Below are 10,303 nucleotides of genomic sequence, written 5' to 3' on the forward strand. Positions count from 1 at the left end.
GCAGCGCCCGTACTGCCACCACCGCCCGAAGCTCCGCCGCCCGGCGGCTAGCGGCAGTGGCTGCGCGGATGGACCCGCAGCGGTTCGACGAACTGGTATCCGATGCGCTCGACCTGATTCCTCCGGAGCTGACGGCCGCGCTCGACAATGTCGTCGTATTCGTCGCCGACCGTCATCCGGAAGACGGCGAATTGCTCGGCCTGTACGAGGGCGTGGCGCTGACCGAGCGAGACTCCAACTACGCCGGTTCTCTGCCGGACACCATCACGATTTACCGTGAGGCGTTGCTCGAATTCTGCGACTCCGACGACGACGTCGTCGACGAGGTAGCGATCACCGTCATCCACGAGATCGCGCACCACTTCGGTATCGACGACGACCGCCTGCACGAATTGGGCTGGGCCTGAACCAGCCGAACCCGGTGGGCGCGGCAACGCCGGTATGTCGGGGCCGAGTGCTAGAAACGGCCCATGAGCACAGGGTGTCGCGACTGCCGGTCCGGCCTAGATCACTGCCACGGCACAATCATCCGCCATTCCCTGCAGCGGCCGGAGTGCACCGAGGACGGTTGCACCAGCCCTGAGCACCTTCTGCACGCCTTCGTCGTCGACTGCGATGCAGTTGGGTGCGCCTGCATTGCACTGGAGGCGGCCTTGGCCGGTACGACGGCTCCTTCCGATTCGCGGCGCCTCGCCTGAACCGGCTCGGGTAGCCGACCGGGAATCCTGAACCCAACCCGCCGCGATACGACGGCCAAACCAGCGGGTACTCGCGCAGATGGTCGGCGTGCCCGAGAAACGGGGCGACGCCACGAAGGGCTCACGTCGGAGATGGACCTGCTGAAGCAGGCGGGTTACGGCCGGGCCGGCGCGCAAGGCGAGTGGCCTCCCGGCATCAATGACCTCGGGGACGGGCGGATCGCCGCGATGGACGAGGCGGGTGTCGATGTGCAGATCCTCTCGCACAGTGTTCCGGGTCCAGAGACGCTTGATCCGTCGCGGGCTGTGGAGCTCTCGAAGCAGGCCAATGACGCCGTGGCGGACGCGATCGGCAAGCACCCCGACCGGTTGCGCGGATTTGCCACATTACCGATGCGGGATCCGGCCCGAGCCGCCGCCGAACTCCAACGTGCGGTCAGCGAACACGGGTTCGTGGGTGCCCTGATCAACGGCCACATCAACGGGCGCTTCCTAGACGACGAATTCTTCTGGCCTGTGTTCGAATCCGCCGAAACACTCCGCGTTCCGATCTATCTGCATCCCACCGTGCCGCCGCAGTCGATAATCGACACCTATTACGGCGGCTTCGACCCGCTTGTCACCGCACGGCTGTCGGCGGCCGGCATGGGTTGGCACATCGACACCGGAATCCATTGTCTGCGCCTGATCCTGGGCGGAGTGTTCGACCGGTTCCCCGGCTTGCAGATCATCGTCGGCCATCAATTCGAAGCGTTGAGCTGGATGGCGTGGCGGGCGGACTACTCGTTCCCGACCGAAGAAACCGGCCTCAAACGCACCGTCAAGGAATACCTACGGGAGAACTTCTACGGCGGCATCCTCGCCGGCGAGTTCTTCAATCAGGAGCCCGGTGCGGTTGATCCGAGCTGGAGTCTTTCCTTCAACGCTTATCTGGCCATGGTGAACGTGATCGGGATCGACCGCATCGTGTTCACCGCCGACTATCCCTACGGCAACACGAAGGCCGCTCGGCAGTTCCTCGACCACTTACCCATCAACCCTGAGGACCGGGAGAAGATCGCCCACCGCAACGCCGAGCGCCTGCTCGGGCTCTGAACGCTGAACTGAGGAACGACCACGTTTCAGTGCGCAAGCGCCTTTGTTCGGGCCACCCCGGGCGCCACCGGCTTCTTCGGCAGAAACGCCGCGGGGATGTACGCCAGCACCGCCAGCGCCAGCGCTACCAAGAACACCGTGGTGTAGGCGTGTGACAAGTCGTGGAGCACGTTGCCGGGAAATTCCGGAGCCAGAGCTCGCCGCGGAAACGCCGCCGGATTCGGCGCGACACCGCGTCGCGCCGCCTCCTGCTGCAGCACCTCGATCTTGTTGGCCGCCGACACGTCTTTACTGCGGAGAAACTGATTGGTCAGGATCATCGACATGAATGCGGTACTCATCGATCCCGCCACCTGAAGGTTGACGTTGATCAACGCCGAGCCGCGCGCGATCTGATGCGGGGCGAGAGCCTGCACCGCCGCGGCGGTCAGCGGCATGGTGGTGCAACCGACGCCCATGCCAATCAGCGCCAGCGCGGCAACTAAGACAGGCACGTAGTCTGCTTGCGTCCAGACGCCATAGGCGAAAGAGGCCATGCCCGCGCCGATCAGCGTGACGCCGATCACGATGATTTTGTTGGGCCCGCGCCGGTCCATCAGCGCGCCGGCGATCGGAAGGGCTAGCGTCGCACCGAGTCTTTCCGGGATCATGTGCACCCCCGACTGCATCGGCGTTTGGTGCAGCAGCTGCTGAAAGCAGCTCGGGACAAGCAGCAACGCGCCGAATGAGGCTGCCACCGCAAGCAACATCGCCGAGTTGGCGGTGGTGACTTCGCGGTTCTTGAACAGCCGGAGATCGATTAGTGGGTGGTCGGTCCGGTACAGCGAGTGCCATACAAAGCCGGCGATCAGCAGCAGCCCGGTGAACGCCGGCATCCAGACGTGGTGATCGACGACCGTGCCCCAAGCCGGGATGGACGACAGTCCGTAGAGCAACCCCGCAATGCCGGGTGACAGCAGCAGCATGCCGACGACGTCGAGCTTCTCCGACTCTGTCGCGCGGTCGCGTGGGAAGACAACGGCCGCCGCGATGAAGGCGAAGATGCCGATCGGCAGGTTGAGCAGGAAGATCCATTTCCAGCCGTAGGCAGCGATGAGCCAGCCGCCCAGGATCGGTCCGGCGATGGGGCAAAGCATCATCGGGATGCCCAGCACGGCGATCAGCCGACCAACCCGGGTCGGGCCGGCCGCGCGGGTCAAGATGGTGAAAGCCACCGGCATCAACATCCCGCCGCCAAGGCCTTGCACCACGCGAAACGCGATCAGCAGCGTGATGGTCGGCGCGGCCGCGCACAGCAGTGAGCCGACGGTATAGGCCAGGACCGAACCCATGAAGAGCCGCTTGGTGCCGAACCGATCGGCGGCCCATCCGGCCAACGGGACCACGGTGGCCAGCGCCAGCGTGTAGCCGGCCATAGTCCAGCCGACCACGGCCTGGCTGGACGCGAATTCCGTCCTGAAGGTGCGCTGCGCGATGCCGACGACCGTGGTGTCCAGAATTGCCATCACCACGGCCAGGGCGCACACGCCCGCGACCCGCAGCAGCCCGGCGTCGAGGTTGTCCGGGTAGCCAGTTGCGTCGGTGGTCGGCCGGGAGCGAAGCGCGACGGACGAGGCGGCGCGGTCGGTCGCGACAGGCTCTTGTGTCGTCGGCTGCTTCGACGGTTTCGGCGGCTTCCAGGGGCACGGGTTCGTCGCGGTATCAGGCACGCCCATCAAGGGTAGCGACCAAAGCAGTTAGATGGCCGAACTAGTTTGTGATCACAGGGCCGCCACCTGAACCCTGCCGAAGGTGCGAGGTGCCTAGCGGCTGATTTTTGAGTCGTCTTTGCGCACGGCAGCGTTGTCAGCCCGCAGATGCGCGGTGAGCAGCAGCTGGTCGAACGTCGTGCGGGAGGTGACCGCGGTTTCACCGACGGCGGCGAAGTCCCTGGTGACTTGTCGGGCAAGCCGCTGCAACTTGATGTTGTTCTCTTGAGAGAGCCACTTGAGCAGGTCGAAGGCAGCGGAATCGTCGATCCGGTAAACCAGCATCAACATGCCTTTGGCCTGTTCGATCGCGGCGCGACGCTCAGCGATTTCGGCGACTTTTGCGGTGATGACATCTTGACGGTCGTCATCGAACTCCGATGTGAGGTCGATGTAGAAACCGCGGATGCCGACGACTTCGCCGTTTTCATCGTGGAACTGATCACCTGCGACGACGACCTGGTGCACGTCTCCGCGGATGTCGATGATGCGATGGCGGGTGCTGAAGCCCTGCCGGGTGTTGATCATCTCGTCGATGCCGGCGGCCACCCGCTCACGGTCGTCGGGATGCTTATGCGAGAGCACCTGCTCGACGGTCGGTCTGACCATGGTGCCGGGCTCGTAACCGTGCATGCGCTGCACTTGCTCAGACCATTCCCAGCGCACCTCGGTGAAGGAGAACCGGAACCAACCCACCGATTGCGGCGAACCCCCGGCGAGCGCCTGCTCGACCGCGGGTGTCTGACCGTCTAGTTTCCACGCCACAGTGCGCGCTCCGTGGAAAGCGTGGGGGGTGCGGACGCGGTGCCACCGGAGCCCGCGCTGCTCACCAGGCGGTCCATTCTGCATCGCTCGTGAATTGTGGCGGCTTGCTGCATGTGCTCGGCGGCCGTGAGGCAGAGTTCGCGAGATCGATTGACAACGTCTTGGACGCGCTGCGTTGAGGCGGTGTTTCGTTTGGTCAACGCCAGGCCGAAGCTCTGCTTGGCCCGCTCACTAAGTTCGGCGATCCGCCCCGCCGTGCGGGTGCGGTGGGCTTTCTGTCGGCAGGCCGAGCAGCAGTACACCGCATCCGACCGGGCAGAAAAACCTGTGCCGCACACCGGGCATGTCGCGACACTCATACCCGTTACGTTACAACTGACCGGCCCGTTTCGGTGGCGCTATGGCCGAGCACCCCCAGTGATGTCCGGCAGCCGGCTCAGTCCCCGCGAGTGCGCCGGCCGTCAACCCTGGCCACGTCCCGTCTGCTGCTGAAGTTTGTCGATGAGCTCGGAAGCCTGCGCTTTGGTCAGGTTGTCCGGTACCTCTTCGCCGGCCTCCCGCGCGAGTGTGCTCAGGTAGCTGCGCTGCGGCCCGGTCATCGGCTCGTCACCGGTCACCCACTGCGACTGCTCCTTTTCCGGGTTCTCGCGGGGTGCCTGTCCAGCATCGTCCGTCATGCACAAGCTATGCCCCGCGAAAGCCGGTCTTAAGCAGAGGCGCGCGTCGGCCCCGTAGCGTCGAAACCGTGTGGTGGATCGTCGACGCCATGAATGTCATCGGATCCCGCCCGGACGGCTGGTGGAAGGACCGTCGGGGCGCGATGGTCGGGCTCGTCGACCGGCTCGACCGCTGGGCGGCGGCAGAGGGCCACCGCGTCACAGTGGTTTTCGAGAAGCCGGTGTCGCCGCCGATCGACTCGGCGGTCATCGAGGTAGCGCATGCACCGCGGGCCGCCGCCGACTCCGCAGACGACGAGATCGTGCGACTCGTCCGAGCCGAGCGGCGCCCCCAGGACATCACGGTCGTGACCTCCGACTCGAGGTTGGCCGTTCGGGTTCGCGGCGTCGGCGCATCGATCTGTCCGTCGGCGAGCTTCCGTGCACTCATCGGATCGATGCTCTGACCGCACCGCTCAGCCGGCGGCGAACGGTTTTCCGTCGAACCTGTCCTGCAGGAACGCCACCGTGGAGGGCAGCCGCTTGGCGTACTCGCCCACGTGGCCACCGGTGACGTCGCGCACCAGGTCAACGGTCGCGCCTCTGGCACGCCACAGCTGCACCGTCGCGTTGTCCTGCCCGACGGGCACCACCTCGTCGGTGTCGACGTGATAGTCGTAGATCGGAGTCTGCGGCGCTGCCGCCACGCCTAACTTGTTAATAGTCAGCGCGTTTGCAACGGCCGGAACGGCGAGCGGTTCGGCGACAGTGGCGTCGTGGCTGAGCGTGCGGAACGCAAAGGTGGTCAAGATGGCGTCTTGGCACAAGCCCTTGATCGCCTGGAAGTCCCGCACTCCGCGTGCGTTGAGCAGCGCCGGAATCCCGGCCGACGGGTAGGCCCGCGCCAACGAATCGGCGACAGCGAACTCGAAACCGGCGAACGGGCCGCCGTCGATGAATTGAGCGACGGTTGTCAGGTCGGCCGGCATACCTCCGACGGCCGCGCCGGCCAGCTTCACCTCCGGTGCATAGGCCGGCTGCAGCTGCGCAGCCCAACCGGTGGCCTGCGCGCCGCCGGAGTAGCCGGACATGGCGACCGGGCTGTCGGCGCCGATGCTGCGATCGCCGGTGAAGCTCTGCACGGCCCGAATGCCGTCCAATGTGATGCGGCCGGATTCACGGCCGACACCGAAGTAAGCCTGGGGGCCTTCGTGTTCGGGTATCGCAAGCGCCCATCCGGCCTGCAGGTAGGGGGCGATCCGATCCGGTTTGACCATGCTTCCGGTGCCGAGTTCACCGGCGTTGCCGCTGGCGATGTTGTACGACGGTGCGCATCTGCTGCCGACGCTGTCTTCGAAAGCCTGGTACGACACGATCGGTCGGCTGCCCCTCTTTCTCCAGTCGGCCGCGGGACTCAGCAGGGTCGTCACTGCCAGGATCGGTTGGCCGTCCTGGTCGTTGCTGCGGTAGGACAGCTGCCAGGCTCTGACCGGGACGGGCAGCGGGCCGATTTCTGGGGTGACTTCGCGCGACGCGACAACCCTGCCCGCGGCGTAGGACGCGATGTCTGCGGGCGGTCGGTAGAACGGGTCTTGATCAGGTGTCAGCGCACCGGCGGTCGTGACGACTTGGGTGTCGGGATCGGCGAGGGCAGGAGCCGCGGCGCCGGCGACCACGAGGGCAGCCAAGACGCTCAGGGCAGTGAATTTGCGGGCAGGATGGTGCCAAGGCGAGATCAACGGTTGCTCTTTCGAGTGCTGCGCGCGGCGGTTCGGCTGGACAGTCGGTAACCCTGTTATTTTCTGTGCTCGGAGTCACGAAAAGGCCTGCGGTCAGTCACAGATCGAACATTGCGCTGTCCCTCGGGCGCGCCGCTAGCCCATCGGGTCGTGAACCGGCGGACCGTTCTCGACGGCGTCCGCCACCGGCGCGGCGTAGGTCGCGGGATAGAACGGTGGGGTCAGAGCGCCCCAGTGCGTACAGCTCCATCGCCCGTCGGTCACCGGCGCCAGCACTACCGACTCGGCGTTCGCCAAATGATGGTCGATCACGAAACTGCCGTCGACTCCAGCCAGCACCGCCGCGGCCAGCCGGATCGCCGCCCCATGGCTGACGACGACGATGTCGTCGACCCAGTCATGGTCATCGAGGTAGCGCATCCTCAGATCGGTCAGCACCGGCACGTAGCGGTCCAGCACCTGCTCGCCGGTCTCCCCGCCCGGCAACGGTACGTCCCGCTCGCCACGATGCCAGCGCTCGTACACCGCGTTGAACGCGGCGATCGCCTCGTCGTCGCTGCGGTCTTCCAGCTCCCCCACCTGCGCTTCGTGAATGCCGATGGCTTCGCGGGCCGGCAACTGCAGCTCGGCACCAATCGCCGCCGCGGTCTGGGCTGCGCGGGTGGCCACCGAATGCACCAGCAGACCCGGCCGCCGTGCAGCATGGCGCGCGAAACTGCGCGCCTGCTCGCGCCCCAACGGCGTCAGCTCCGTCCCGGGCGGGCGGGTGTCGAGCCGGCGGTCGACGTTGCCGAAGGACTGGCCGTGCCGCAGCAGCACCAACCGGCCGCTCACGGCGCCGGCCGTTCGTCCGTCGGTGCACCCTCGCGCAGCCGCCTCAACCAGCGCGAAGCGTCGTCTGACTGCGGCGGCGAGGCGCCCGCGGGCACCCCGGTCGGCCATGAACCCAGGTATCGCACATCCGCACAACGACGGTGCAGCGCCTTGAGTGCCTCAGCAACAGCATCGTCGTCGATGTGGCCGACGCAGTCCAGGAAAAACACGTAGGTGCCCAACTCGACTCGGGTGGGCCGTGATTCGATCCTGGTGAGGTCGATCGCGCGGACTCCGAACTCGGTCAGCGCCGAGACCAGCGCCCCGGGCGCGTTGTCGATGCGCAACACGACAGCGGTGCGGTCGGCCCCGGTGCGCGCCGGCGGCGGGCCCGGCTGACCGACCAGCACGAAACGAGTGCGGGCGTTGGGTTCGTCGACGACGCCGTCGGCCAGCGTGGCCAGCGCGTAGTGCTCGGCGGCCAGCGGCGAGCTGACTGCGGCATCGACCTTGCCGTCGGCGACCTGCTTGGCCGCGTCGGCGTTGGAATTCGCCGGCCGCAGCTCGACGTCGGGTAGGTGGGCGGCCAGCCACCGCCGCACTTGTGCCGCGGCCACCGGAAAGGCCGCCAGCGTCTGCACGTCGGCGGCCGTGCGCGCGGGTTTGACGACGATGCTGAACGCCACATCGAGCGTAGTTTCGGCGAAGATTTGCAGCGGCGAGCAGATCGCCAGACTATCCAGTGTGGGCGTCACTGACCCATCGATGGAGTTCTCGATGGGCACACACGCGTAATCGGCGGTGCCGCCGCGAACCGAGTCGAGCGCGGCCGGTGTGCTGTCGACCGGCAGCGGCTGCACGGCCTCGGCGCCTCGCCCCGGAATCAAGTCCGCAGCGGTCATCTCGAGCAGCGCCGCTTCGCTGAACGTCCCTTCCGGACCTAAGTAAGCGATTCGGGCCACGCTCAAACCCTATCGGGCAGCGGTCTTGCATGGTTCCACCGGAACTAGTTAAGTTAGCCTCACCTTACCTAGGAGTTGCGATGACGTTTGCCGGCCCCGCCCCGTCCGTCCCCGACACCCCGCCAGCGGCGGACAGGATCCGCAGCACATGTGCCCGCGCGGGCGGCGCGCTGCTCGCGGTCGAACGGGTCCAACCGGTGACCACTCCGCTGCACCACCTCATGGCCGACGGTTCGTTCGCCGTGGCCATCCCGGTGGACGGCGCCACAGCAGCGGCAGTGGGTGCGCAAGGACCTGCCGGCGCTCAGGCGGTGCTGGAGCTGGCCGACTACGCACCCTTGCCGCTGCGCGAACCGGTGCGTTCTCTGGTGTGGATCCGCGGCAGCCTGCATGCGGTTCCGCTGCCGGCTGTTCCGGCGATCCTCGACCTGCTCGCGGCCGAAGAACCAAACCCTGCGCTATTGCAGGTCAAGACGGCCGGGTCGCTGCCGCCCGCCGACGACGACACGCAGTACACGCTGCTGCGGCTCGAGATCGATTCCGTGGTGGCCACCGACGCCGCCGGGGCCGAGTCGGTCGGGGTCGCGGCCCTGCTCGCCGCGGAGCCCGACCCGTTCTGCGCGATGGAGTCTTGCTGGCTGCGCCATCTCGACTGCGTCCATCCAGACGTGGTCGCGCGGTTGGCCGCCCGGCTGCCGGTACAGCTCCGGCGAGGGCAGATCCGCCCGCTGGCTCTCGACCGGTACGGCGTGTGGCTGCGGGTGGAACGCGAAGACGGTGACCGTGACGTCCGGCTGCCGTTCAGTGCGCCGGTCGACGACCTGACCGGTTTGAGCCGGGCCATTCGACTTCTGGTCGGCTGCCCTTTCGTCAACGGACTGCGCGCCCGCCGGTAGGCGGATTGGTCCCGCTGGGGCGGTTACCGTGTCGGGGTGACCGCGCATCCGGGCGAAGCTGACAGCACGGTTGACGGTGAGGCGCTGCCCGCGCGCACGTTGAAAATTGAGATCGCAGTCGTGCTTGCCGTCACGTTCGGTTTGAGCGCTGTCACTTCGATCCTGGAGCTGACCGACTCGGTTCTGCGCAACCTGAGCGCACAGAAGATCCCGCTCAACCCGAAGCGGTCGTACTTCGACCTCATTGACCTGGGTCTGAATGTTGCGGTCGTCGCGCAGCTGATCGCCTTTGGCGGGCTCGGCGTCTATCTGCTGTGGCGCAGCGGCTCGGGCCCCACCCGCATCGGATTGGGCCGGTTCCAATGGCGGTTCGATCTCCTCGGCGGATTCGGGCTGGCTGCCGCGATCGGCCTGCCGGGCCTGGCGCTGTATGTCGCCGCGCGCCATTTCGGCCTGAACGCCTCAGTGATCCCGTCGAGTTTGCGGGACACCTGGTGGCGGTTGCCGATGCTGGTGGTCACCGCGTTCGCCAGCGGCTGGGCCGAAGAGGTAATCGTCGTCGGCTACCTGCTCACCCGGTTGCGCCAGCTGCGGATCGGCAGCAGCCTCGCGCTGGGCTGCTCGAGCGTGCTGCGCGGCGCTTACCACCTCTATCAGGGGTTCGGCGCCGGGCTGGGCAATGTGGTGATGGGACTGGTGTTCGGGTACGCCTGGCGGCGCAGGGGCCGGCTGTGGCCACTGGTTATCGCGCACGGACTCATCGACAGCGTGGCGTTCGTGGGATACGCCTTGCTGGCCGGCCACCTGAGCTGGCTTCGCTGACGGGGCGCCACGGCACGTACGTTAAGGGCGTGAACGGCGACCGACCACCCGAGCGGCGACGATTCGTCGCCTCGCAGCCGGAACCGTCACCGATCATTCCCCGTGGGGG

The 10,303-nt window shown here is 66.8% G+C and carries 11 protein-coding genes and 1 pseudogene; 6 read left to right on the forward strand and 6 right to left on the reverse strand.

What is annotated here, in order from left to right; translation table 11 throughout:
• The first annotated feature begins 56 nt into the window (after positions 1 to 56).
• The 3 genes and pseudogenes from WA317_RS17590 (at position 57) to WA317_RS17600 (ending at position 1,793) form a co-directional block, all read left to right on the forward strand.
• A pseudogene (locus tag WA317_RS17590) lies at positions 57 to 474 on the forward strand (metallopeptidase family protein).
• The gene (locus tag WA317_RS17595; protein WP_425174253.1) at positions 471 to 698 is read left to right on the forward strand and encodes a hypothetical protein; all 228 of its coding nucleotides are present in this window, start codon (positions 471 to 473) and stop codon (positions 696 to 698) included. The pseudogene WA317_RS17590 and the gene WA317_RS17595 overlap by 4 nt, the downstream one beginning before the upstream one ends.
• 132 nt (positions 699 to 830) lie before the next feature.
• Positions 831 to 1,793, forward strand: coding sequence for an amidohydrolase family protein (locus tag WA317_RS17600; protein ID WP_425174254.1), 963 nt, complete (start codon positions 831 to 833; stop codon positions 1,791 to 1,793).
• Positions 1,794 to 1,819: 26 nt separating this feature from the next.
• Here WA317_RS17600 and WA317_RS17605 read toward each other — a convergent pair whose 3' ends face one another.
• The 3 genes from WA317_RS17605 to WA317_RS17615 form a co-directional block, all read right to left on the reverse strand.
• Positions 1,820 to 3,502 carry a DHA2 family efflux MFS transporter permease subunit gene (locus WA317_RS17605; protein ID WP_425174255.1) on the reverse strand — a complete coding sequence of 561 codons (1,683 nt, stop codon included), beginning with the start codon at positions 3,500 to 3,502 and terminating at the stop codon, positions 1,820 to 1,822.
• A 93-nt stretch (positions 3,503 to 3,595) separates the two neighbouring features.
• The gene (locus tag WA317_RS17610) at positions 3,596 to 4,306 is read right to left on the reverse strand and encodes a PAS and ANTAR domain-containing protein (protein ID WP_425174256.1); all 711 of its coding nucleotides are present in this window, start codon (positions 4,304 to 4,306) and stop codon (positions 3,596 to 3,598) included.
• Between the two features lie 461 nt (positions 4,307 to 4,767).
• Entirely contained in the window at positions 4,768 to 4,983 is a 216-nt protein-coding gene (locus WA317_RS17615) for a DUF3072 domain-containing protein (RefSeq protein ID WP_425174257.1), read from the reverse strand.
• Between the two features lie 68 nt (positions 4,984 to 5,051).
• Between WA317_RS17615 and WA317_RS17620 the strand changes: the two genes are divergently transcribed.
• The gene (locus WA317_RS17620; protein ID WP_425174258.1) at positions 5,052 to 5,429 is read left to right on the forward strand and encodes an NYN domain-containing protein; all 378 of its coding nucleotides are present in this window, start codon (positions 5,052 to 5,054) and stop codon (positions 5,427 to 5,429) included.
• Between the two features lie 9 nt (positions 5,430 to 5,438).
• Here WA317_RS17620 and WA317_RS17625 read toward each other — a convergent pair whose 3' ends face one another.
• The 3 genes from WA317_RS17625 to pheA form a co-directional block, all read right to left on the reverse strand.
• Entirely contained in the window at positions 5,439 to 6,701 is a 1,263-nt protein-coding gene (locus tag WA317_RS17625) for a lipase family protein (RefSeq protein ID WP_425174259.1), read from the reverse strand.
• Between the two features lie 135 nt (positions 6,702 to 6,836).
• The gene (locus tag WA317_RS17630; RefSeq protein ID WP_425174260.1) at positions 6,837 to 7,535 is read right to left on the reverse strand and encodes a histidine phosphatase family protein; all 699 of its coding nucleotides are present in this window, start codon (positions 7,533 to 7,535) and stop codon (positions 6,837 to 6,839) included.
• The gene (gene pheA, locus WA317_RS17635; RefSeq protein WP_425174261.1) at positions 7,532 to 8,476 is read right to left on the reverse strand and encodes a prephenate dehydratase; all 945 of its coding nucleotides are present in this window, start codon (positions 8,474 to 8,476) and stop codon (positions 7,532 to 7,534) included. Before pheA ends, WA317_RS17630 begins: the two co-directional genes overlap by 4 nt.
• Before the next feature lie 80 nt (positions 8,477 to 8,556).
• On the opposite strand from pheA, the gene WA317_RS17640 reads away from it, so the two are divergent.
• Entirely contained in the window at positions 8,557 to 9,372 is an 816-nt protein-coding gene (locus tag WA317_RS17640; protein ID WP_425174262.1) for a DUF2470 domain-containing protein, read from the forward strand.
• Between the two features lie 36 nt (positions 9,373 to 9,408).
• Entirely contained in the window at positions 9,409 to 10,194 is a 786-nt protein-coding gene (locus tag WA317_RS17645; RefSeq protein WP_425174263.1) for a CPBP family intramembrane glutamic endopeptidase, read from the forward strand.
• Positions 10,195 to 10,303: the final 109 nt, after the last annotated feature.

Source organism: Mycobacterium sp. (assembly GCF_049802695.1).
Taxonomy (GTDB): domain Bacteria; phylum Actinomycetota; class Actinomycetes; order Mycobacteriales; family Mycobacteriaceae; genus Mycobacterium.